Origin of the sequence: Pseudomonas sp. CAU 1711 (assembly GCF_039888625.1) — a bacterium.
Classification (GTDB): domain Bacteria; phylum Pseudomonadota; class Gammaproteobacteria; order Pseudomonadales; family Pseudomonadaceae; genus Aquipseudomonas.
Window position 1 is genome coordinate 64,926 of record NZ_JBDQQT010000011.1, and the last position, 20,573, is coordinate 85,498.

23 protein-coding genes and 4 tRNA genes are annotated in these 20,573 nt (G+C 65.9%); 9 read left to right on the forward strand and 18 right to left on the reverse strand.

The features are described from left to right. Window positions 1-15 precede the first annotated feature (15 nt). On the reverse strand, window positions 16-510 hold the full coding sequence (gene rssC / locus AAFN46_RS13735; RefSeq protein WP_347809255.1) for an anti-sigma factor antagonist RssC: 495 nt from the start codon (window positions 508-510) through the stop codon (window positions 16-18). Continuing rightward, a complete protein-coding gene (gene rssB / locus AAFN46_RS13740) occupies window positions 507-1,691 on the reverse strand; it encodes a two-component system response regulator RssB (RefSeq protein ID WP_347809256.1) in 1,185 nt (394 codons plus the stop codon). Before rssB ends, rssC begins: the two co-directional genes overlap by 4 nt. Window positions 1,692-1,904: 213 nt before the next feature. On the opposite strand from rssB, the gene AAFN46_RS13745 reads away from it, so the two are divergent. Then, on the forward strand, window positions 1,905-2,204 hold the full coding sequence (locus AAFN46_RS13745; RefSeq protein ID WP_347809257.1) for a PilZ domain-containing protein: 300 nt from the start codon (window positions 1,905-1,907) through the stop codon (window positions 2,202-2,204). Between the two features lie 53 nt (window positions 2,205-2,257). On the opposite strand, the gene AAFN46_RS13750 is transcribed toward AAFN46_RS13745, so the two are convergent. Next, window positions 2,258-2,959, reverse strand: coding sequence for a VacJ family lipoprotein (locus AAFN46_RS13750; RefSeq protein WP_347809258.1), 702 nt, complete (start codon window positions 2,957-2,959; stop codon window positions 2,258-2,260). A 246-nt stretch (window positions 2,960-3,205) separates the two neighbouring features. Here AAFN46_RS13750 and AAFN46_RS13755 point away from each other — a divergent pair, with 246 nt between their 5' ends. Continuing rightward, a complete protein-coding gene (locus AAFN46_RS13755; RefSeq protein ID WP_347809259.1) occupies window positions 3,206-3,862 on the forward strand; it encodes an HAD family phosphatase in 657 nt (218 codons plus the stop codon). A 124-nt stretch (window positions 3,863-3,986) separates the two neighbouring features. Continuing rightward, on the forward strand, window positions 3,987-4,250 hold the full coding sequence (locus AAFN46_RS13760) for a DUF4404 family protein (RefSeq protein WP_347809260.1): 264 nt from the start codon (window positions 3,987-3,989) through the stop codon (window positions 4,248-4,250). Window positions 4,251-4,602: 352 nt separating this feature from the next. On the opposite strand, the gene queF is transcribed toward AAFN46_RS13760, so the two are convergent. From queF to AAFN46_RS13785, 5 genes are all read right to left on the reverse strand, one after another. Next, a complete protein-coding gene (gene queF, locus AAFN46_RS13765) occupies window positions 4,603-5,430 on the reverse strand; it encodes an NADPH-dependent 7-cyano-7-deazaguanine reductase QueF (protein ID WP_347809261.1) in 828 nt (275 codons plus the stop codon). 109 nt (window positions 5,431-5,539) lie between these two features. After that, window positions 5,540-6,454: a hypothetical protein gene (locus AAFN46_RS13770; protein WP_347809262.1), complete on the reverse strand. Its 915-nt coding sequence runs from the start codon at window positions 6,452-6,454 to the stop codon at window positions 5,540-5,542. A gap of 144 nt (window positions 6,455-6,598) precedes the next feature. Further along, entirely contained in the window at window positions 6,599-7,378 is a 780-nt protein-coding gene (locus AAFN46_RS13775) for an ABC transporter permease (protein WP_347809263.1), read from the reverse strand. Beyond that, complete coding sequence (locus AAFN46_RS13780; protein WP_347809264.1) at window positions 7,375-8,307, reverse strand: ABC transporter ATP-binding protein; 933 nt, start codon at window positions 8,305-8,307, stop codon at window positions 7,375-7,377. The genes AAFN46_RS13775 and AAFN46_RS13780 overlap by 4 nt, the downstream gene beginning before the upstream one ends. Window positions 8,308-8,426: 119 nt before the next feature. Next, window positions 8,427-9,101 (reverse strand): transglutaminase family protein, encoded by a 675-nt coding sequence (locus tag AAFN46_RS13785; protein ID WP_347809265.1) that lies wholly within the window; start codon window positions 9,099-9,101, stop codon window positions 8,427-8,429. Between the two features lie 115 nt (window positions 9,102-9,216). On the opposite strand from AAFN46_RS13785, the gene AAFN46_RS13790 reads away from it, so the two are divergent. Together AAFN46_RS13790 and AAFN46_RS13795 are read left to right on the forward strand one after the other, a co-directional pair. Further along, on the forward strand, window positions 9,217-11,661 hold the full coding sequence (locus tag AAFN46_RS13790) for an acyl-CoA dehydrogenase (protein WP_347809266.1): 2,445 nt from the start codon (window positions 9,217-9,219) through the stop codon (window positions 11,659-11,661). Between the two features lie 59 nt (window positions 11,662-11,720). Continuing rightward, the gene (locus AAFN46_RS13795; RefSeq protein WP_347809267.1) at window positions 11,721-12,131 is read left to right on the forward strand and encodes a PA2817 family protein; all 411 of its coding nucleotides are present in this window, start codon (window positions 11,721-11,723) and stop codon (window positions 12,129-12,131) included. Between the two features lie 382 nt (window positions 12,132-12,513). Here the strand turns inward: AAFN46_RS13795 and AAFN46_RS13800 are convergent. The 4 genes from AAFN46_RS13800 to AAFN46_RS13815 form a co-directional block, all read right to left on the reverse strand. Further along, window positions 12,514-12,589 (reverse strand) — tRNA-Gly (locus AAFN46_RS13800). A gap of 1 nt (window position 12,590) precedes the next feature. Continuing rightward, window positions 12,591-12,666: transfer RNA gene (locus AAFN46_RS13805), tRNA-Glu, on the reverse strand. 98 nt (window positions 12,667-12,764) lie between these two features. Beyond that, window positions 12,765-12,840 (reverse strand) — tRNA-Gly (locus tag AAFN46_RS13810). Between the two features lies 1 nt (window position 12,841). Then, window positions 12,842-12,917, reverse strand: a tRNA-Glu gene (locus AAFN46_RS13815). A gap of 221 nt (window positions 12,918-13,138) precedes the next feature. On the opposite strand from AAFN46_RS13815, the gene AAFN46_RS13820 reads away from it, so the two are divergent. Both AAFN46_RS13820 and AAFN46_RS13825 read left to right on the forward strand, forming a co-directional pair. Further along, window positions 13,139-13,909 carry a hypothetical protein gene (locus tag AAFN46_RS13820; protein ID WP_347809268.1) on the forward strand — a complete coding sequence of 257 codons (771 nt, stop codon included), beginning with the start codon at window positions 13,139-13,141 and terminating at the stop codon, window positions 13,907-13,909. Between the two features lie 6 nt (window positions 13,910-13,915). Then, window positions 13,916-14,578 carry a glutathione S-transferase family protein gene (locus tag AAFN46_RS13825; protein ID WP_347809269.1) on the forward strand — a complete coding sequence of 221 codons (663 nt, stop codon included), beginning with the start codon at window positions 13,916-13,918 and terminating at the stop codon, window positions 14,576-14,578. Window positions 14,579-14,609: 31 nt separating this feature from the next. On the opposite strand, the gene AAFN46_RS13830 is transcribed toward AAFN46_RS13825, so the two are convergent. The 3 genes from AAFN46_RS13830 to AAFN46_RS13840 all read right to left on the reverse strand — a co-directional run bounded on the left by AAFN46_RS13830 (window position 14,610) and on the right by AAFN46_RS13840 (window position 17,106). Then, complete coding sequence (locus AAFN46_RS13830) at window positions 14,610-14,780, reverse strand: hypothetical protein (protein WP_347809270.1); 171 nt, start codon at window positions 14,778-14,780, stop codon at window positions 14,610-14,612. Window positions 14,781-14,890: 110 nt separating this feature from the next. Next, window positions 14,891-15,799: a response regulator gene (locus AAFN46_RS13835; protein WP_347809271.1), complete on the reverse strand. Its 909-nt coding sequence runs from the start codon at window positions 15,797-15,799 to the stop codon at window positions 14,891-14,893. A gap of 2 nt (window positions 15,800-15,801) precedes the next feature. Beyond that, a complete protein-coding gene (locus AAFN46_RS13840) occupies window positions 15,802-17,106 on the reverse strand; it encodes an ATP-binding protein (protein ID WP_347809272.1) in 1,305 nt (434 codons plus the stop codon). A gap of 163 nt (window positions 17,107-17,269) precedes the next feature. Between AAFN46_RS13840 and AAFN46_RS13845 the strand changes: the two genes are divergently transcribed. Continuing rightward, window positions 17,270-17,437: a DUF2897 family protein gene (locus AAFN46_RS13845; RefSeq protein ID WP_347809273.1), complete on the forward strand. Its 168-nt coding sequence runs from the start codon at window positions 17,270-17,272 to the stop codon at window positions 17,435-17,437. Next, window positions 17,438-18,199 (forward strand): CPBP family intramembrane glutamic endopeptidase, encoded by a 762-nt coding sequence (locus tag AAFN46_RS13850; RefSeq protein WP_347809274.1) that lies wholly within the window; start codon window positions 17,438-17,440, stop codon window positions 18,197-18,199. It abuts the gene before it with no gap. Here the strand turns inward: AAFN46_RS13850 and AAFN46_RS13855 are convergent. From AAFN46_RS13855 to AAFN46_RS13865, 3 genes are all read right to left on the reverse strand, one after another. Continuing rightward, window positions 18,150-18,884 carry an amino acid ABC transporter substrate-binding protein gene (locus AAFN46_RS13855; protein ID WP_347809275.1) on the reverse strand — a complete coding sequence of 245 codons (735 nt, stop codon included), beginning with the start codon at window positions 18,882-18,884 and terminating at the stop codon, window positions 18,150-18,152. The two genes, AAFN46_RS13850 and AAFN46_RS13855, sit on opposite strands and share 50 nt — an antisense overlap. A gap of 158 nt (window positions 18,885-19,042) precedes the next feature. Next, on the reverse strand, window positions 19,043-19,813 hold the full coding sequence (locus AAFN46_RS13860) for an amino acid ABC transporter substrate-binding protein (RefSeq protein ID WP_347809375.1): 771 nt from the start codon (window positions 19,811-19,813) through the stop codon (window positions 19,043-19,045). 128 nt (window positions 19,814-19,941) lie between these two features. Further along, entirely contained in the window at window positions 19,942-20,571 is a 630-nt protein-coding gene (locus tag AAFN46_RS13865) for a TetR/AcrR family transcriptional regulator (RefSeq protein WP_347809276.1), read from the reverse strand. Window positions 20,572-20,573 lie beyond the last annotated feature (2 nt).

The following is a 20,573-nucleotide window of genomic DNA, read 5'->3' on the forward strand; positions in this document are numbered from 1 at the left end:
ACATCCGTTGGCGACTCAGCTGCGCTCCAGCGCATTGACCAGGTCGTGGAAGGCCTCGCGATTGGACTCGTTGAGCCCCATGAGAATGCGGTGAGCCTCCAGCACCTTGGAGCGCACCATCTCCTCGGATTGGTCCTGCGAAGGTAGGTCGCTCAGGCACTCCGGGCAGGGCACCGGACGGTCGACGATGTTGAATACCTGATCGAAGCCCATCGACTGCAACAGGCGGGTGATGTCCTCATGAGTGGTCACCACCGTGGGCAGCAGGCCCACCTTCTGCCGGGACAGGATGGAAAGCTTGGCCAGCAAGCCGAGCGTGGTGCTATCGATGCTGCGGGTTTCCGTCAGATCGATGACGATCGCCGTGAAATTCAGCGCAGAAAAGATCTTCTCTATCGTTGCATCCAGGGCCGAACACAGGGTCAGGCGCACTTCGCCCATGAACTTCAGGACGAAGGTACCGTCCTGCTCGGCGAACTGGATCCTACCGGGGCTATTCCCAGGATTCATGCAAGGTTCCTGCTCAACACCAGCAAGGCGATATCATCCGGCATATCGTGCAGATTGGCCAGTCCGAAGACCTGGCGCAGGCCATCCAACGAGCCTCCGGCCTGGCTGACCAGTCTGGGCAGCGCGGCCTCCTTGTCTTTGAGCGTGTCGCCGGGCAAAAGATCCAGGATACCGTCCGACATCAAGGTCAGACTGAAGGACTGCGGCAACTGCATGACCTGATCGCCGTAGCTGGCCTCCTCGAACAAACCCACCGGCAGGCCGCGGCCCTCCAGATAACGGGCCTCGCCTTCGCCGAACAGCACCGGCAACGGCAAATGGCCGCCGATGCTGTAGGTCAGACGGTCGCTCTGCAGATCTATCACCCCACCGAGCATGGTCACGTGCTTGCCCAGCTTGCAGTTGATCAGGCCACGGTTGATGTGACCGAGCACGTCGGACGGCTTGAACTCGGGCAGGACGCCACCACGCTTCCACTCATAGAGCAGGCGCGTGGTCATGAATTTGAGCAGCACGGTGACGAAGGCCGAGGAGGCGCCGTGACCTGAGACATCGGCCAGATAGAAGGCGATACGGTGCTCGTCCACCCGGAAGTAATCGACGAAGTCGCCCGAGAGGTAGAGCGAGGGGATGATCTGGTGGGCGAACTCCAACCCATCCGCCTGCCAGGGCGTACCCGGCAGCATGTTCATCTGTACCTGGCGCCCGGCGTTCTGGTCCTCCTGCAGCAGATGCAGGCTGGCCTGCAGCTCGCGGTTGGTCGCCTCCAGCTTCTCGCGGTAACGCTGGTTCTCCAGGCGTAGCTGGAAGCGGTCCAGGGCCCGGCGTACCGAGTGCTCCAGCACGGCAAGATCTTCCAGCGGCTTGATCAGGTAATCGGCGGCGCCCAGGCGCAGGGCCTCGACCGCATCGCTCATGACCCCGGCGCCGGACACCACGATGACCGGCACCTCGCTTCCGAGGGCATTGATCCGGCGAATCAGCTCCAGCCCGTCGACCTGCGGCATGCGCAGGTCGCAGATGACCACATCGGGTTGCTCGCGCTCGAACACTTCGAGCCCCTGTAGTCCGTTACCGGCCTGCAGGACCAGGAAACCGCTGTCTTCCAGATAGGCGGCCAGGCTGGCGCGCACCACCTCGTCATCGTCGATAATCAGCAGCTTGGCGCTGGGATTGGGCATGGGCGATCCAGGCAAACGACGCCGGAAAGAGATTGGATTGGCCATCCGGAACCGGGGAAACCTCGGTGCTCGGACGATTCAAGGCGCAGACGGTACTCCCATCTTCCGGGCGATTCAAGCCGCTGCCGATTGTCGCCCGGCGCCTTTACACCCGAAATCCGCGAGGGGTATAAGACCCTCGGGGAGTGCCCGAAAAACAAGAGGACAGGGTCCATGAGCCAGAACGATCGTGCCTACAGCGAGAAACGTGACTTCATCCGCATGCGGCTGGAAGCCCCGGTTACCCTCCACCATGCCGGCCGGGAAATCGCCGCCCAGTGCCTGGACCTGTCCAGCACCGGCATGCAGCTGGAAGCCGACTGCCAGGTCGCCATGGGCGAGCGGGTGAAGGTGCATATCCCATCCGACCATAGCGAGCTCAAGGGGCTCGAGGCCCAGGCCGAAGTGGTGCGGGTCACGCCGCTGGATGACGGCAGAACCTCCATCGGCCTGGCGATATTGTCGATGAGCTGAACACGAGAAAGGCGGCCTAGGCCGCCTTTCTTCTTGCTGCGCAGGGCACGACGTCAGAAGTCGTCCACCACTTCGCCGTCCTTGACCTTGAACTCGCGGTTCTGCAGGTAGGCGTTGCGGATGAAGATGTACTTGTCGCCGGTAATCATCTTCTCCGCCGACAGCAGGCTGGCGCGGGTGTCGACCACATCCACCGCACGGGTGACGTTGCGGGTGGGCACATGGTCGATATAGGGGTAGGGCTCGAGGAAGCTGTCCGGGATCTTGGCACCGGCATCGCGCACCGTGCTCGGGCCGAGGAACGGGATGACCAGATACGGGCCGCTATCGACGCCCCAGGCGCCCAGGGTCTGGCCGAAGTCCTCGTCGTTGCGCTGCAGCCCCATGTGGCTGGCCACGTCGAAGAAGCCCAGCAGGCCGATGGTGCTGTTGAAAATCAGACGCCCGGTATCGACGCCGGCGTCGTGCAGCTTGCCCTGCAGCAGGTCGTTGGCCAGGTTGCCGACATCGCCGAGGTTGTTGAACACATTGTGCACGCCATCCTCGAGAAACTGCGGAGTCACCGCCTGGTAACCCTTGGCCACGGGCTTGAGGGCATAGGTGTCGAGGGTATCGTTGAAGCGGAACACCGGACGGTTGAAGGACTCCCAGGGGTCCTCCTCGTTCGCACTGGCGGCCAGCGGCAGCAGTGCCACGCTGGTCAAGGCACACAGACGGGCCAGTCGAGCCATCCAGCTCGTGCCGATCATACGCATTTGCAGTCTCCCCATCGCATCGGTAGTGTGCGGCCCGCAGCCGCTCAGGAATCTGAAGTCGCGCAGTATAAACATCACGGCTCTCCATGACAGCAGCATAGCGGACTGGCGCGAGGCAAATCACAGCCATCATGACGAGGGCGGGCGCCACTGACGGATCGTGGGCGCCGCGAGATGAGCGCCGCGTAACTTCATCGTCACACGGGCTCGCTACCCTGCCCGCACACCTAGGGAAGCGAGCCTGTCATGCCTGAGCGCCAATTCACCGCCCTGCTATTCGGCCTGAGCGGCTGCCTGGTCGACCACGGCGCCCGCACCCTGGCCATCGCCCTGCAACACAGCGGCCTCAACCAACGCCCGCAGCGGCTGGAGCCCATGCTCGGCGCCCTGCAGGCCAGCGCCGACGAATGCGCCGAGCCACTCCCCGGCGTGGAGGAGCTGCTGGCCGACCTGCGCCAACAACAGCTGTCCTTCGCCTGGCTGGACGACCTGCCGGACAGCGTGGCCCGGCGCCTGGCCAGCCCCCTGCCGAACGGCACCCCGGGGCAGACGCTGAACGGCAGCCGCCCCTGGCCCGCGCCCGACTCCATCTGGCACTGCCTGAGCGGCTTGCGGGTCGAGCAGCTGGACGGCTGCGTACTGATCGCCAGCGAGCCACGCCTGCTGCAGGCCGGGCTCAACGCCGGGCTCTGGTGCATCGGCCTGGCCACCTGCGGCCCGCTGTGCGGGCTGGCCCTGGGCGACTGGCAGGCACTTGCCGCCGGCGAGCGCGAGAAGCTGCGCGCCCAGGCCACCCTGGAGCTGTACCGTCTCGGCGCCCACTCGGTGATCGACCATCCCGGCGAACTGCCCGCCTGCCTGCTGGATCTGGCGACGCGACGCGGCAAGGGCGAGAAGCCCTGAGCCGCTAAATGTTGCGCCGAGCCGGGCAAGCAGCGCCGCGCTGGATTAACCTTCTACTACCGACGAAGCCGAACCCTGCTCGCCAACAGGGGGCCACTCTGAGGTAACCGAGAAGGAGACGACCATGCCGGCACGCCTGCAGCAACACCTCCAGCGTCTGAGCGAGGAGCTCGCCAAGGACGCACCGCTCGACACGGAAGACCGCGCCGCCCTGCTCGAACTGATGCAGCAGATCGACCTGAAGCTGGCCAAGGAGCTGGCCGGCGACCCCGATGCGACCCTGGTGGACGGAGTCAACCTGGCCGTCGAGCGCTTCGAGAGCCAGCACCCGACCCTCACCGGCACCCTGCGCAACATCCTGCAGAGCCTGGCCAATATGGGCATATGAGGCATCCAGAGCAGAGAAAGCCCGCTTTCGTGTAATGCTGTTCACTTAAGAAAACGTCGCGATTTCTTTACAGAGCCATGGCGTTTTTCTGGCTTGTGTCTGCCCGAGGGCACACTGCGCAATGCCCTCGCCTGGATGCTCTCCCGGCAAAAGGTGTACCTAAGTGCTCCCCTCTCCCGCCGGGAGAGGGGCTGGGGGTGAGGGACTATCGCCTACTCGTTGCTTGACCCTCACCCCGGCCCTCTCCCAGGGGGAGAGGGAGAACGACAGCCGCAGACCTGAACCAAGAAAAGTCCGGTCGTGGCCGTGATGCCGCTAGGTGAACAGCATTACGCTTTCGCGGGCTTTTGCGTTACTGGCGCACCAGCCGGCGGTTGTCCGGGGCGATGGCCTCGGTGCTGCGGTAGGGGTTGATGTCCAGCCCGCCGCGGCGCACATAGCGCGCATAGACGGTCAGCCGCTCAGGCTGCAGCAGGCGTTGCAGGTCGAGGAACACCCGCTCCACGCACTGCTCGTGGAAGTCCTGATGCTGGCGGAAGCTCACCACATAGGCCAGCAGGCCGGCCGCATCCAGGCGCGGGCCGCGGTAGTCGACCACCAGAGTGCCCCAGTCCGGCTGGCCGGTGACCGGGCAGTTGGATTTCAGCAGGTGGCTGTAGAGCACCTCCTCCACCACCTCGCCGCCACAGCGCAGCAGCTCCGGACGCGGATGGGCATAGTCGCCGACCTCGATCTGCAGATCGTCGATGCAGCGCCCCGGCAGCGTCGCCACGCCCTCGGCAGCCACCTCGTCCAGGCCACGCACGCGCACCGTCACCGGCGCACCGGCGGCAGCGGACAGGTCGCGCGCCAACACCGCCTCGACCTCGGCCGGGCTGGCATAGGCCGTCTGGTTCAGCGAGTTGAGGTAGAGCTTGAACGACTTGGACTCGATGATGTTCGGCGAGTCGGCGGGGATGGCGAACTCGCCGATGGCCACCACCGGCTTGCCGCTCGGAGTCAGCCAGGACAGCTCGTAGCAGTTCCAGTAGTCCACGCCCCGGTAGGGCAAGGTGCCGGCCGTCAGCCCCAGCTCGGCCCACTTGGTGGTGCGCGAAATGGGGAACAGCAGCTCGGGGGCGTACTGGGAGACGTATTCGCTGGACTTGCCCAGCGGCGAGTGTTCGGCGGGATGCTGCATGAAGACGGCCTGGAGAGCGGGAAACGACGGGCATTGTACTCCATGCCCTGCGCCCTCTTGCCAGCGGCAGCCCATGCCCCTCCGCACAAGCCACGGCAGCCTGGCCGGTTCAGGGCGCCACGCAGCCGACCCTGAGCAGCAGCGGCGCGCCGGGATAACTGCCGCTGCTGAACGTGGGCGTGCACTGCACCGGCGGTAGAGTACGCAGGAACTCGGCGGCGGGCTGGGCCTGGATCGGCCCCTCCGGCACCAGGCTCAGCTCCAACGTGGCGCCGGGTTCCAGGTGCAACGGGTTGCCGTCGATAGAACCGTCCACGGCGAAGCGACTGGGGTTATGCACACTGAGCAGGCGCAGGCGCGACGACGCCCCCGGGAACAGCTCCTCCAGCAGCGCGCCGGGCCAACTGGCACGGCCACGGCACTCGTAGGCGTTGGCGGCCGTGCGCAGCAGATCGGGATCGACCACCTCGACCCGCGCATTCAGATCGATGCGCCCCAGCCAGTCCGGGTGGCCGGCGCGATTGCCCTCCGGGTCCGCCACCTCGCTGCGGAAGGCGATGTCGCTGGTCTCCCGCACCACGAACGTGCGCTCGCCACGGTGCTGGGCGATGTCTTCGGCGGCCGCCAGGGGCGGCATCGGCTCGGGCGTGACACGAATGCGCGCGTTAAGGTCGGGCTGGCAGCCGAGATGGCTGGGCGCAGCACACTCGCTGCGCCGCTCCTGCTCGTCGGCTATGGCCGAACAGAGGTTGCAGTAGCCGTCCAGGCAGATGCTGCCGCCGATCGGGCAGTCTCTGCCCGAGCTGCAGCGCTGCAACTCGGGCAGGTTGCCATTGGCGAAGCGGCAGAAGCTCGGGTGCGGCGGCCGCTCGGTGTCCCAGGCGATAACAACAGTATCACCGGGACAGGCCAGGGCCGGGGTCGCGCTCAACTCGCCACCGGGCATGCCGGCCAGCCCCGAGCGATCCAGGGTACATGCGGAGAGCGACAGGACGATGAACAGGATCGATAGATACGGCTGCATGACAGTGCCTCCCTGCGAGCGATGCCTGAGTTACAGGCATAGCCGCTGAGGCCGACCTGGCAAGCCGGCATGACCAGCGGCGCGATCGCCTCAGGTCACCCCGCCATGCTCGCTCGCAGGCGCCCGCGCCGATTGCCGCAGCCTTTACTGACGCATGCCGCGGCCGCTCTCGAGCAGGCGGATGCAGACGATATAGAGCACCGAGCTGGCCAGCAGCATCATGCCGATGGCGATGCCGATATTGATGTCGGACACGCCGAGGATGCCGTACCTGAAGGCGTTGACCATGTGCAGTATGGGGTTGGCCAGCGACACGTGCTGCCAGAACTGAGGCAGCAGGCTGATCGAGTAGAACACCCCGCCCAGGTAGGTCAGCGGCGTCAGCACGAAGGTCGGGATGATCGAGATATCGTCGAAGTTGCGCGCGTAGACCGCGTTGATGAAGCCGCCCAGCGAGAAGGTGATGGCGGTGAGCAGAATCACCAGCACGGTCACGCCCAGGTGATGCACCTGCAGCTGGGTGAAGAACAGCGACAGCAGGGTGACGATGAAGGCCACCGCCAGGCCGCGCAGGGCGCCGCCTATGGTGTAGCCGATCAGGATGGTGTGCGGCGACACCGGCGACACCAACAGCTCCTCGACGTTGCGCTGGAACTTGCTGGAAAAGAAGCTCGACACCACGTTGCTGTAGGAGTTGGTGATCACCGACATCATGATCAGCCCGGGCACGATGAACTCCATGTAGGAGTAGTCGCCCACCCCGCCGACCTGGCTGCCGATCAGGCGACCGAAGATGACGAAATACAGGGCCATGGTGATGGCCGGCGGCAGCAGGGTCTGCGCCCAGATACGCATGAAACGCCGCACTTCGCGACGCACTATGGTCTGCAGGGCGACCCAGTTGGAAGCGAGTTCCGGGCTCATTTGGCCACCTTTTCCAGGTTCTTCTCGACCAGGGAGACGAACAGCTCCTCCAGGCGATTGCTCTTGTTGCGCAGGCTCAGCACCTCGATCTTCTGCGTCGCCAGCTGGCGGAACAGGTCGTTGATGCCCTGGCTCTTCTCCACCTGCACTTCCAGGGTGTGGTCGTCGACCAGCCGCGCCGGATAGCCGGCGAGCTGCGGCATGACCAGGGTCGACTCCTTGAGGTCGAGCAGGAAGGTCTCCACATGCAGCTTCTTCAGCAGGTCCTTCATGCTGGAACGCTCGACGATGCGCCCGTGGTCGATGATGCCGATATGCCGGCAGAGCTGCTCGGCCTCCTCCAGATAGTGAGTGGTGAGGATGATGGTGATGCCCTGCTGGTTGAGCTCGGTGAGGAAGCTCCACATCGAGCGGCGCAGCTCGATGTCGACGCCGGCGGTCGGCTCGTCGAGGATCAGCAGGCGCGGCCGGTGGATCAGCGCGCGGGCGATCATCAGGCGCCGCTTCATGCCGCCGGACAGTTCGCGCGAGGCATTGTTGCGCTTGTCCCACAGACCCAGCTGGGTCAGGTACTGTTCGGCGCGCTCCTTGGCCAGCTTGAGCGGGATGCCGTAGTAGCCGGCCTGGGTGGTGAGGATGTCGAAGCACTTCTCGAACTGGTTGAAGTTGAACTCCTGCGGCACCACGCCCAGGCAGCGTTTGAGCCCGGAGGGGTCGCGATCGAGATCGCGGCCGAACACTTCGACGCTGCCGCCACTCTTGTTCACCAGGGTGGAGAGGATGCCGATGGTAGTGGACTTGCCGGCGCCGTTGGGGCCGAGCAGGGCGAAGAAGTCGCCCTCTTCCACCTCCAGGTCGATGCCCTTGAGGGCCTGGAAGCCGTTGGCGTAGGTCTTGGTGAGCTGCCGGATGGACAGAGCGGAGGTCATGGTGTGCGCTTACTTCGGCAAGGGAATGGCTTAAATAAGGTCGCGGGCAGGCAAATGCAACCTCGTGTCAGGCTAGCCTGCCCGCTGCGCGCCGGCGGATAAACCCCGCACGACTGATATCAGCTATCGACGGCCTTCATGTTCGCCACTTCGGCCTGCAGGTCGCCGCTCAGAAAGGCCGAATCCAGCGCGAACAGGTGCGGGTAGCAGTGCTGGAGATGGGCGAAGAACAGCTCCACCGGCAGGTCGTCGAACTGGCCGTGATCGACCAGGTACTCCATATAACGCTCACCCTCGGCATTGAAGGGGTGGAACACGCTATCGCTGCGCCCGTCGAACTCCAGCGGCGCCACGCGGAACAGCTCGCACAGGGCCAAGTTGAAGGCCGGCGTGGCCTTGACCCATTTGCCGCCCAGGAACAGCTCGGTGTAGCCGTGCATGGCGAACACCTCGCTGCGCAGCAGCTCAATCAGGCGCGGGGTGGACAGGTGGTTGCGCACATCGGCCAGGCCGATGCGTGCCGGTATCCCGCAATGCCGCGCGCAGGCCGCCAGCAGCAGGGCCTTGGGCACACAGTAGGACTCGCCCGCCGCCAGGGCGTGGCTGGCCTTGAGCGTCTGTAGATCGGGGCTGAACGCATAGGGGTTGTAGCGGATTTCATCGCGTACCGCCCGATACAGGCTGACGGCCTGCTCGCGCGGATCGCGGCTGGTGCCGCGCCACCGTTCGGTGAACTCGACTACCCTGGGGTGGTCGCTATCGATGAACCGACCGGGTCGCAGATTGGCGTGCATGGAGAGCTTCCCTGGGATTTTCGCCAGTCTAACCGGGCGACCAGCGCCTCGGGCATGACGATCCGGCCAAGCAATCCGCCCCTCTCGCCAGGGACGGCCCCATGGAGGACTGTGCATGCTCGTCATCTGGTTGCTGCTTCTGCTGCTGGCCGTCGCCGGACTCGCCTACAACCGCGTCGCCATCCTGCCCGCTCTGGGCCTGGTTGCCGCCTACCTGCTGCTGTTCAACCTGTTCGGCCACGCGCCGAGCTGGCTGCATGGCCTGCTCTGGCTGCTGTGGCTCGCCGTGGCCACGCCAGTGGCCCTGCCCGAGCTGCGCCGCAGGCTGATCAGCGGACCGCTGTTCGCCTGGTTCCGCAAGGTGCTGCCGCCGATGTCGGACACCGAGCGCGAAGCCATCGATGCCGGCAGCGTGTGGTGGGACGGCGAACTGTTCAGCGGTCGCCCGGACTGGAAACTGCTGCTGTCCTACCCGACACCGCACCTCAGCGAGGAAGAACAGGCCTTTCTCGATGGCCCGGTGGAGGAACTCTGCGCCATGGTCAGCGACTGGCAGATCGGCCAGCAGCTCGACCTGCCGGACAAGGCCTGGCAGCACATCAAGAGTCACGGCTTCTTCGGCCTGATCATTCCCAAGGAATATGGCGGCAAGGGCTTCTCCGCCTATGCCCATTCCCAGGTGGTGATGAAGCTGTCCACCCGCTCCGGCGACCTCGCTTCCACCGTGATGGTGCCCAACTCCCTGGGCCCGGCCGAACTGCTGCTGCACTACGGCACCGACGAGCAGCGCCAGCACTACCTGCCGCGCCTGGCGCGCGGCGAGGAGATCCCCTGCTTCGCCCTGACCGGCCCGCTGGCCGGCTCCGATGCCGGCGCCATGCCCGACACCGGCATCGTCTGCAAGGGCCAGTGGCACGGCGAGGAAGTGCTCGGCCTGCGCCTGACCTGGGAGAAGCGCTACATCACCCTGGGGCCGGTCGCCACCCTGCTCGGCCTGGCCTTCAAGGCCTACGACCCCGACCACCTGCTGGGCGAGCGGGAAGATCTGGGCATCAGCCTGGCGCTGATCCCCACCGACACCCCTGGGGTGGAGATCGGCCGCCGCCACCTTCCGCTGGGCGCCGCCTTCATGAACGGCCCCAACGCCGGCAAGGACGTGTTCGTCCCGCTCGACCACCTGATCGGCGGGCCGGACTACCTGGGCAAGGGCTGGATGATGCTGATGAACTGCCTGTCGGTCGGCCGCTCCATCTCCCTGCCGGCAGGTGGTACCGGCGCGGCCAAGCTCTCCGGACTGGTCAGCGGCCAGTACTGCCGGGTGCGCGAGCAGTTCGGCGTGCCGCTGGCGGCCTTCGAAGGCATCCAGGAGGCCCTGGCGCGCATCGCCGGCAATGCCTGGATGATGGACGCCGCGCGCACCCTCACCGCCGGCGCGGTGGACCTCGGCGAGAAGCCCTCGGTGCTGTCGGCCATCCTCAAGTACCACCTGACCGAGCGTGGCCGTGAGTGCGTCACCCACGCCATGGACGTGCACGGCGGCAAGGCCATCATCATGGGACCGAACAACTACCTGGGCCGCGCCTGGCTTGGCGCGCCGGTGTCGATCACCGTCGAGGGCGCCAACATCCTCTCGCGCAACCTGATGATCTTCGGCCAGGGCGCGATTCGCTGCCATCCCTTCGTCCTCGATGAAATGGCCCTGGCCGGCTGCGAGGACCAGGAACAGGCCCTGCGCGAGTTCGACGCCCTGCTGCTGCGCCATCTCGGCTTCGCCGTCGGCAACGCCGCCGGCGCCCTGCTCCACGGCCTGACCCTGAGCCGCTTCGGCGACGCCCCCGGCGACGCGCTCAGCCGCCCCTATTTCCGCGCCCTCAACCGCCTGGCCGCCGCCTTCGCCCTGCTCGCCGACTGCAGCATGATGCTGCTCGGCGGCGAGCTGAAGCGCCGCGAGCGCCTGTCCGCGCGCCTGGGCGATGTGCTCAGCCACCTCTACCTGGCCAGCGCGGCGCTCAAGCGCTACCACGACCTGGGCCATCCCGAGGCGCTGCAACCGCTCATGCGCTGGGCCCTGGAAGACAACCTGGCGGCGGCCGAGCGCGCCCTGGAACAGCTGCTGGCCAACTTCCCCAGCCACTGGCTGGGCTGCCTGCTGCGGGTGCTGGTCTTCCCCCTCGGCCGCCGTCATCGTGGGCCGAGCGACGCGCTGGACGCCGAGGTCGCCGCCATCCTCGGCCGCCCGCGTGGCGATCAGGCCCTGGAGAGCCTGCTCGATGGCTGCTACCGGCCACAGGCGGGCGATGATCCGATTGGCGCCCTGCAGCAGGCCGTGGAGCTGCTCGACGCCAGCGCGGCGAGCCGCAACAAGCTGCAGCAGGCCGTCAAGGATGGCCTGCAACCCCGCCCCGGCGAGTCGGATATAGAGGCGGCGCTGCGCGAAGGGCTGCTCGGCGCCGAGGAAGCCGAGCAGCTACGCCAAGTGGAGGCCGCGCGACGGCGGGTGATAGATGTCGACGACTTCGCCCAGGAGGACCTCAAACTGAGTCGTGGCAAGGTGCGTTAGCGCAGGACGGGCGCGGCGCCTTATACTCCGCGCCCGTTTCGCTTTACAGGACTCCCACCATGGCCAGCGCCCATCTCGACCACCATCTCGCCCTGCTCACCCACCTGCGCGGCATCCTGGTCGCCCTGGGCGAGGCCGAACAGGTGGAGGACGACAGCCACGCGCTGTTCCTCGAACGCTTCGACGAACTGCTGGCGCAACTGCCTGTCGATCCGGAGAGCAGCCAGTACCAGGGCCAGGACATCATCAGCCAGGTGTTCCACCGCTACCCGCAGATCGCCCACCTGGTGCCGCGCGACCTGCTGTGGTTCTTCGGCGGCGACTGCCTGCACTTCATGCCCGACGAGGAGATCGACCTCTATCAGCGCCTCGACGAGCGCCGCTTCGAGGCCGAACAGAACGGCGATCCGTTCGACTGGAACCGCGAAAAGCAGTTGCTGGCCCTGCCCGACGACAGCGCCAAGCACTGAAACGCAAAGCCCCGCTCAAACGGTAATGCTGTTCACTTAAGAAAACGCCGCGACCTCTTTACAGAGTCGCGGCGTTTTCTGGCTTGTGTCTGCCTGAGGGCACACTGCGCAATGCCGTAGCTTGGATGTTGCTCTAGTAAAAGGTGCCCTAAGCGCTCCCCTCTCCCGCCGGGAGAGGGGCTGGGGGTGAGGGTGTTTCGGCGAGGCCCTCACCCCGGCCCCCTCCCAAGGGGAGAGGGCGAACAACAGCCGCAGACCTGAACCAAGAAAAGTCCGGCCGTGGCCGTGATGCCGCTAAGTGAACAGCATCAGGCGCAAGCGGGGCTTTGTAGGCTACGGCACAAACGAAAACGCCACCCGGTTGGGTGGCGTTTCGTGAATTTGGAGCGGGAAACGAGACTCGAACTCGCGACCCCGACCTTGGCAAGGTCGTGCTCTACCAACTGAGCTATTCCCGCATGGCGTCCCCTAGGGGACTCGAACCCCTGTTACCGCCGTGAAAGGGCGGTGTCCTAGGCCACTAGACGAAGGGGACGTGGCCAGGAGCTTATAACAGCTTCCCGAATTGCCAGACTGCATGACTGCCTTCTGGACTTTTATCCGAAACCCCACCGAAGTGAAATTCCGAGAATCTGGAGCGGGAAACGAGACTCGAACTCGCGACCCCGACCTTGGCAAGGTCGTGCTCTACCAACTGAGCTATTCCCGCATGGCGTCCCCTAGGGGACTCGAACCCCTGTTACCGCCGTGAAAGGGCGGTGTCCTAGGCCACTAGACGAAGGGGACGTGGCCCGGAGCTTACAACAGCTTTCCGGCTTCCGGCGACTCGGCCTTCACCAACTCGTCGAAAGTGGCGCGCATTCTATGGAGCCTTTCCAGGAGCGTCAACCCTCAAGCAAAACTTTTTTCAAATCAATGACTTCGAGCCTGAATTTGATACAGCGCTATGAGCGCAACGGCTAAGGCACTACACTCGGGGAAAAAAGAAGCGCACGGGAGATTCAACGGTGTCCCCACTCGTCATCACCGCCCTGATAGTCGCCGGCATCGTGGTGCTGTTCGCCATCGGCTACATCAACCACATGGTGGAGAACAGCCGGCTGGAGAAGGCACGCCTCAAGGCCGAGCTGAACGACCGTATGCGGCGCAGCCGCGACGTCTCCGATGGCATGCCCGGACAACTGATCAGCCCGGCGCTCAAGCTGCTGCTCAGCCGCTTCGAACAGCACTATGGCGAACGCCTGCTGCAGCTGGACAAGAAGAACGCCAATCTGAGCCAGCGTCTTGCCGAGCTGCGCGAGCTGGTCGCCAAGGGCGACGCCATTCCGGTCGGCAACCCACCGCAGCAGATCATGACCGAGGCCAAGGCCAAGGACGTTCGCCACCTGCTGGAGAACCTGCACGGCCTGATCACCCGCGCGGCCCAGAGCGGCCTGCTGCCGGCAGCCGAGGCTAAGCGCTGGCTGGCCGAGCTGCGCCGCATGCTGGTACAGCTGCACTTCGAGTTCTTCATCAACCTGGGCCAACAGTCCATGCAGCAGGACCAGCCGGGCCAGGCCCGCCTGGCCTACGAACGCGGCGTGCAATACATCCGCAAGCAGCCCGATCCCGAAAGCTACCAGAGCCAGCTGAAACAACTGGAGCAGTTACTGGCCCGCGCCAACGCCGTGGTGCTGGCGAAGGCCCAGCCCGCCGCCGCCGATGAGCCCAGCGAGCTGACAGAAGGCCTCAAGTCCCTCGAAGAAGACGAGTGGAAGAAGAAGAACATCTACGACTGAGCCCCCATGAACCTGATCGTCTACGGCGCCCCGCTGTCCCCCTTCGTGCGCAAACTGCGCCTGTGCCTGCTGGAAAAGGGCCTGGATTACCAGCTGGAAATCGTCACGCCCTACGGCCAGCCGGACTGGTACCGCGAGCTCAACCCCCTGGGCCGCATCCCGGCCTTGCGCGACGGCGACCTGACCCTGGCCGATTCCAGCGTGATCTGCCAGTACCTGGAGGAACGCTACCCCGAGCGCACGCCCCTGTTCGGCGGCGATGCCAGCCAGGCGGCCAAGGTGCGCTGGCTGGAAAAGTACGGCGACTACGAACTGGCGCCGCTGTGCACCTTCGGCGTGTTCCGCAATCGTCTGCTCAAGCCCATGCTCGGCCAGCCCTGCGACGAGAATGCGGTGCAGAGGGCGCTGCACGAGAAGCTGCCCACGCACTTCGACTATCTGGAGCGGACCCTGGGCGCGGGCGAGTTCTTCCTCGGCGAACAGCTGAGCCAGGCCGACCTGGCGATCTACAGCCAGTTGCAGAACATGGAGCACGGCGGCGAAACGCTGGACGCGCAGCGCTGGCCGGCGCTGGCGGCCCATTACCTGCGCATCCAGGCACGCGCCTCGGTGCAGAGCCTGCTGCCGGGCGAGCTCAAGGTGATCGCCAAGATCGGCGCCAAGGCCTGAGCCCGATTCGAGCAAGCCGCGCGCCCGCCCGCTAATCCTGCGCCTGCCCCATGGTTTCCTGGTCACGTCGCGGTAGCTGGTGAGGCGCGGCCAGGCGCTGCCTGAGGCGGGCGACGAACTGATCGGCCGCCTCCTGCGAAGGAAAGGGCACGGTGCAGTGCCCCAGGGTGACGATCCAGCCGCGGCCCGCGGCCTCACGCATGCCGATATCCATGCCGATTCCCCTCTGCTGTTTGACTGGGCCTGCGAGAGAAGCCCCCCCACGCGCTTCCGTGCTGCTGAGCCTCCATGGGGCGTACGCCCGCCTTCGACTCAGGCGCTGAGCCGCTCGCGCAGCCTGCCGAGCATGCCCAGCAGGCTGCCCACGCGCTCGCGCTCCGGCGCCTCGCGGGGTGCCTCGGCCAGGCGGGCGACCGCCCGCTGCGGCTGCTGCCGGTAGATCAGGGCCTGTTCGGCGGCGGCGCGCAGGCCCTTGTCGAACAGGCCCTTGCGGATCGGCTTGGGCAGGTAACGGAAAATCTGCGCCTCGTTGATCAGCTTGAGCAGGGCCTGGGTATCGCAGAAGGGCGTGACCACCAGGCTGAGCAGCCGAGGGTGGGCCTGGGCCAGGCTCTTGAGCAGCGGCGCGGTGTCCGCCCCCGCCAGGCACAGGTCGCTGACCAGCAGGTCGATGGGCTCCTCGTTGAGCCAGCGCAGGGCCTCGTCCAGGCTGTCGGCACGCAGCAGGCGATGGCCGCCGGCGCTGCAGAAGGCGCCGACGCACGCCAGGGTCTCCGGCGCCTGGTCCAGCAACAGCAGGTTGAGCGACACTTCCGCCGGGGCGGGCGCGGCGGCCGGAGCCGCACCCTGCACCGCCAGGCGCGCGGCCTGGCGCAGGGTCTCGGCCATTTCCCGCGGGTCCCAGGGCTTGGCCAGATAGCGAAAGATGCCGCCCTCGTTGAGCGCATCCATCGCCGCCTGCTGGTCGGAGTAACCGGTCAGCAGGATGCGCAGGGCCGCGGGCTGCAGCTCACGGGCCCGGGCCAGCAGCTCGGCACCGCTCATCTGCGGCATGCGCTGGTCGCTGACGATCACCTGCACCGTCTCGCCGCGCAGGCGCTCCAACGCACGCAGCGGGTCGCTCTCCACCAGCACCTCGTAGTCGCGGCGGAACTGCAGGGCCAGGCTGCGCAGGATGCGCTCCTCGTCGTCGACGAACAGCACGCGGATCGGCTGACTCATGTTCATGCGCTCCGTTTCAGGTTGGCGGTCTGGTTGCACGGCAGGCTGAGCAGGAAACGCGTGCCGCGCCCCGGCTCGGAGACCACGCGGATGCTGCCGCCGTGGTCCTGGACGATCTTGTAACTGATCGACAGGCCGAGCCCGGTGCCCTGCCCGACCGGCTTGGTGGTGAAGAAGGGGTCGAAGATGCGCTCGAGCACCTGCGGCGACATGCCGCGACCGTTGTCCTGCACCGAGACGAACACCCAGCCTGCCTCGCTCCAGCTCTTCACCTGGATGCGGCCGTAGCCGTCCATGGCCTGGGCGGCGTTGGTCAGCAGGTTGAGCAGCACCTGGTTGATCTGCGAGGGCGCGCAGGCGATGCGCGGCAGCTCGCCGAGCCGCTGCTGCACCTCGGCCTTGTCCTTGATGCTGTTGCGGGCGATCAACAGGGCGCTGCGGATGCAGTCGTTGAGGTCGACCTCCTCACTCATGGCGCGGTCGAGGCGGGCGAAGTCCTTGAGCCCGACCGCCAGCTCGCCGATCTGCTGCAGGCCGTACTGGGTGTCGGCGAACAGCTGCGCGAGATCCTCCGCCAGCAGCTCGGGCGCCGCCTGTTCGCGGGCCCGGGCAGCCTCGTCGAGGGCGCGGGCCAGATCGACCTCGGCACAGCCCGGATCGGCCAGGCAGTCGCCCAGCCGCGCCTGGGCCGCGGCCAGATCCAGCAGCGGTCCGGTGAGGTCCTGCAACAGCTGCAGGTTGTTCTTCACGTAGCCCAGCGGCGTGTTCAGCTCGTGGGCCACGCCCGCCACCATCTGTCCCAGGGAGGCCATTTTCTCCGACTGCACCAGTTGCGCCTGGGACTCCTTGAGGTCGACCAGGGCCTTGCGCAGCACCCGGTTGCGCTGGGCCACCCGGTGCTCCATGGCCTTGAGCAGATCGAGCACGGTGCCCAGCCCCTGATACAGGCCCGCCTCGTCGACCAGGATGAAGTCGTCGCGGATCGGCGACTGCAACTGCGCGGTGATCTGCCGCGCGGCCTCCTCCAGGCTGGTATCGAGACTGACCACCAGCGGCGCCGGATTCATCACCTCGCCGACCGGCTTGCGCCCCCAGAGATCGCGGCCGAAGCGCTGCATGAAGATGTCCTGCAGGGTCGAGCGACTGACCAGGCCCAGGGGGCGGCCGTCCTCCGCCACCACCGGCAAGGACAGGAAGCTCTTGTGCTCGGGCATCAGCAGGCGATCGGCGACATCACTGATGCTGATCTGCACCGTCAGTGCGGACACCGGCCGCAACAGGCGACCGAGTGCGGGAACGACTTCCATGGAACTACCCCCGACCTTCGAATGGCCGGCATTCAAGCAGCCGCAGATTGCCAGCATGTGACAGCCATCACGCGAAACAGAGCCCTCGAACGGCCAAGTGCAATATTTGCCCGGCGCCCAGGCCGCGCGCTAAGGTGGGCATACCTTCTTCGAGGAGCACGCCATGCCCTGGTACGCCTGGCTGATCATCATTCTCGCCCTCGGCTCCATCCTCGGCAGCCTGCTGCTGCTGCGCGACAGCGCACGCAAGCTGCCGTTGAGCGAGGAGCAACTGACCCGGATCCGCCAGCGTAACGCCGAGATGGACGCCAAGGACGCCGAAGACCGCTGAATGCCGCCACTGCATCTGCGCCTGCTGCCGCCGAGCCTGACGCTCGCCCTGGGCCTGGCACTCGGCTTCATCGCTCCACCGGCCGCGGCGTTCTGCGTGCTCTACATGGGCTGGGTGCTGCTGGCCGAGCGGCGGCTGCCGTTCTGGCTCTGGTGGTGTGGCGGCCTGGCTGGCGGCATCGCCCTGGCGGCCCATCTGCTGCCCGGCTTCCAGCCGCTGGCCCTGTGGTCGCCTCGGCTGCTGAGCCCCGACGCGCCACCCTATGGCCTGCGCCTGTCCTGGGACAAACTGCTGCTCGGCCTGACCCTGCTGGCCTGGTGGCTGGGCCGACCACCAGTCGCACAGCGCAAGGCTTGGGCAGCCTGGCCCGTGGCGGCGGCCACCCTGCTGCTGGTCCCGCCGCCGGCGCTGGCACTGGGCGTGGTCGACTGGCAACCGAAATGGCCGCAAGGCTGGTGGCTGTGGCTGGTGGTGAACCTGAGCGTGGCGGTGCTGGCCGAAGAACTGCTGTTTCGCGCCTGGCTGCAGTCAGCCCTGACGGCACGCCTGGGCGCCGTCGCCGGCATCGGCCTGACCGCCCTGCTGTTCGGCGCCGCGCATGCGCCCTTCAGCCCGGCCTTCGCCTTGGTGGCGGGCTGCGCCGGCCTGGGCTACGGACTGGTCTTCCACCTCGGCGCCCGGCTATGGCCGGCCGTAGCGCTGCACGGCGCCGTCAATACTCTGCATTTCCTGCTGCTGAGCTACCCGCTACGTGCGTCCTGACATCTATCCCATAGGGCGCGAAGATGCGCTCCAGCTCGCCATTGGCGCGCAATAGCTGCAGCACCTGGCGAAAGTCCTCGGCGCTGATCGGCGCCTGCGGATGAAGAATGGCGTAGTGCCGATAGCGCTGGTCCTCCCAGTCCGAGACCAGCAGCTGCTCGCGCAGCTGCGGCTGCTCGCGTAGGCGCGCGCCCAGCCAGGAGCGCGTGGTCGGGGCGACATCGGCACGGCCGCGCAGCACCAGCTTGAGATTGCTCTCGTGGGAGTAGGTCAGTACCGCGTTGTAGTTCTGCTCCAACCACTTCGGATCGTTGTTGAACCCGGCGAAACCGTAGTGATAACCGTTGAACAACGCCATGCGTTTGCCCATCAGCCTGTCGAAATAGCTCTGGTCGCGCCCCGGCTCGGCGCGGGCGATGAAAATCTCGGCGTCCTCCAGCCCCAGGTCGATGCGCGTGCCGGAGATGCCCTGCCAATCCCAGTCGGGATTCTCGAAGATGGCGACATGCAGGCGCCCCTGACGGAAGTCATCGAAACGGCGGTTGAGCGAGGTGGCGCGCAGGCTGAAGTGATGTTGATCCTGCACCCGGTTGAGCGCGTCCACCAACTCGCCGAGCAACCCGTTGTGCGGATTGTTCTCGGGCTTGATCACGTAGGGAGGGAAATGTACGGCCGCGATCAACACGTCCCTGGCCGTAGCGACATTCGAGCTGAACAATGCCGCCAGTAGCAGCACGCCCCCCAGCAATCCCTGTCGATTGCACCCCATTACAACCTCTCAGACTGTCCGGTCTCCGCTGAGACTAGCCCAGGGTCTGATTTGCGTAAATGACAAGAACCCGGTCAGCGAGGCATGGGGTCGGCCGGCTCGGCCTGCACCTGGGAGGCATCCAGCAAGTAGTAACGCGTCAGCAGCTCGCCGAGCCTGCCACTGCCCTTCAGCTCCTGCAGCAAGCGCTCGAGCCCATCGCTGTCTATGACTGCGCCTGGGCGCAGCAAGGCGTGATGACGATAGACCTGGTCGGTGCGGGTGGAGACCAGCAACTGGGCGCCCAACTGTGGATGCTCTCTCTGGTACAGGCGCAGGTAGGAACGGGTCACCACGCTGATGTCGGCACGATCGTGCAGCAGCATCAGCAGATTGCTGTCGTGCGAGTAGGTCAGCACCGCGTTGAAGTTGTTGCTGAGAAAGTTCTGGTCGGCGTTGAAGCCGGCGAAACCATAGTGATAGCCGTTGTACAGAGCCATCCGCTTGTTTCGCAAACTGGCGAAATAGCTCTGGTCGCGCCCGGGAACGGCACGGGCGACATACACCTCGGCATCGGAAATGCGCAGATCGAGCATGTCCAGTTCGATGCCCTGCCAGCCCCAGTCGGGCGACTCGAAGAAGATCAGGTCATAGCGCCCCTCGGTGAAATCGCGATATCGACGCGTCACCGAGGTCGGCACCAGCTTGAAGCGATAGTGCTGCTGTGCCTCGTTGAGCGTGCCCAGCAGCTCGGGCAGCAGCCCTTTGGGCTTGCTGCTCTCCGGCTTCACTATATAGGGAGGGAAATGGTAGGCGCCCACTCGCACCAGCTGCTCCGCCTTGGCCACAGGCACGCAGAACAGCATGGCGATCAGCAGCAGGCGAAAGAACGTCGGCAAAGCGGTTACCTCGGCAGGAAGACGGAGCAGTGCTCGGCTCCTCCCTGTAGCCGCGCAGCCATGGGCCAACTCTGCAAGCAGATTAGCCTAATTTCTCAAGCGTTCTTGAACACCAGGCCAAGTGCCTGCTCGGCCAACTGATCCAGGCTCATCTTGCCGTCGGGGCGGAACCAGGTGGTGGTCCAGCTCAGCGCGCCGGTGAGAAAGCGCCGCAGGACGAAGGGGTCGGCCTTGAACTGGCCGGCGGTACGAGCCTCACCGAGCACATCGAGCCAGATCTGCTCATAGCGGTCGCGCAGGCTGAGAATATAGGCCTGACTCTCCTCGGACAGCGAGCGCCACTCGTAGACCAGCACGCCCATGGCCTCGCCGGTGCCGCCCATGATCGACTGCAGCTCGCAACGGATCAGCGCCAGCACCCGCTCGCGCGGACCCTCTGCCCCCTCCAGGGCGGCACGCATCAGCGCGGTGTTGTAGAGGATGGTCTCCTCCATCACCGCCTTGAGGATCTCGTCCTTGCTCTTGAAGTGGTGGAAGATGCTGCCGGACTGGATGCCCACGGCACCAGCCAGGTCGCGCACCGTGGTGCGCTCGTAGCCCTTGCTGCGGAACAGGTGGGCGGCGGTCTGCAGCAGCTTGCCACGGGGGCTGTCCGGGTCGGTCAGCTCGCCATTGGCGACCAGCTGCTGCATCACTTCTCGGGCTTTCTGTTCGTCTAGGCTCATCG

Coding starts and splice junctions, on each gene's coding strand:
- rssC (WP_347809255.1), bottom strand. CDS start 510: ATGAATCCTGGGAATAGCCCCGGTAGGATCCAGTTCGCCGAGCAGGAC.
- rssB (WP_347809256.1), bottom strand. CDS start 1,691: ATGCCCAATCCCAGCGCCAAGCTGCTGATTATCGACGATGACGAGGTG.
- AAFN46_RS13745 (WP_347809257.1), top strand. CDS start 1,905: ATGAGCCAGAACGATCGTGCCTACAGCGAGAAACGTGACTTCATCCGC.
- AAFN46_RS13750 (WP_347809258.1), bottom strand. CDS start 2,959: ATGCGTATGATCGGCACGAGCTGGATGGCTCGACTGGCCCGTCTGTGT.
- AAFN46_RS13755 (WP_347809259.1), top strand. CDS start 3,206: ATGCCTGAGCGCCAATTCACCGCCCTGCTATTCGGCCTGAGCGGCTGC.
- AAFN46_RS13760 (WP_347809260.1), top strand. CDS start 3,987: ATGCCGGCACGCCTGCAGCAACACCTCCAGCGTCTGAGCGAGGAGCTC.
- queF (WP_347809261.1), bottom strand. CDS start 5,430: ATGCAGCATCCCGCCGAACACTCGCCGCTGGGCAAGTCCAGCGAATAC.
- AAFN46_RS13770 (WP_347809262.1), bottom strand. CDS start 6,454: ATGCAGCCGTATCTATCGATCCTGTTCATCGTCCTGTCGCTCTCCGCA.
- AAFN46_RS13775 (WP_347809263.1), bottom strand. CDS start 7,378: ATGAGCCCGGAACTCGCTTCCAACTGGGTCGCCCTGCAGACCATAGTG.
- AAFN46_RS13780 (WP_347809264.1), bottom strand. CDS start 8,307: ATGACCTCCGCTCTGTCCATCCGGCAGCTCACCAAGACCTACGCCAAC.
- AAFN46_RS13785 (WP_347809265.1), bottom strand. CDS start 9,101: ATGCACGCCAATCTGCGACCCGGTCGGTTCATCGATAGCGACCACCCC.
- AAFN46_RS13790 (WP_347809266.1), top strand. CDS start 9,217: ATGCTCGTCATCTGGTTGCTGCTTCTGCTGCTGGCCGTCGCCGGACTC.
- AAFN46_RS13795 (WP_347809267.1), top strand. CDS start 11,721: ATGGCCAGCGCCCATCTCGACCACCATCTCGCCCTGCTCACCCACCTG.
- AAFN46_RS13825 (WP_347809269.1), top strand. CDS start 13,916: ATGAACCTGATCGTCTACGGCGCCCCGCTGTCCCCCTTCGTGCGCAAA.
- AAFN46_RS13830 (WP_347809270.1), bottom strand. CDS start 14,780: ATGCGTGAGGCCGCGGGCCGCGGCTGGATCGTCACCCTGGGGCACTGC.
- AAFN46_RS13835 (WP_347809271.1), bottom strand. CDS start 15,799: ATGAGTCAGCCGATCCGCGTGCTGTTCGTCGACGACGAGGAGCGCATC.
- AAFN46_RS13840 (WP_347809272.1), bottom strand. CDS start 17,106: ATGGAAGTCGTTCCCGCACTCGGTCGCCTGTTGCGGCCGGTGTCCGCA.
- AAFN46_RS13845 (WP_347809273.1), top strand. CDS start 17,270: ATGCCCTGGTACGCCTGGCTGATCATCATTCTCGCCCTCGGCTCCATC.
- AAFN46_RS13850 (WP_347809274.1), top strand. CDS start 17,438: ATGCCGCCACTGCATCTGCGCCTGCTGCCGCCGAGCCTGACGCTCGCC.
- AAFN46_RS13860 (WP_347809375.1), bottom strand. CDS start 19,813: ATGCTGTTCTGCGTGCCTGTGGCCAAGGCGGAGCAGCTGGTGCGAGTG.
- AAFN46_RS13865 (WP_347809276.1), bottom strand. CDS start 20,571: ATGAGCCTAGACGAACAGAAAGCCCGAGAAGTGATGCAGCAGCTGGTC.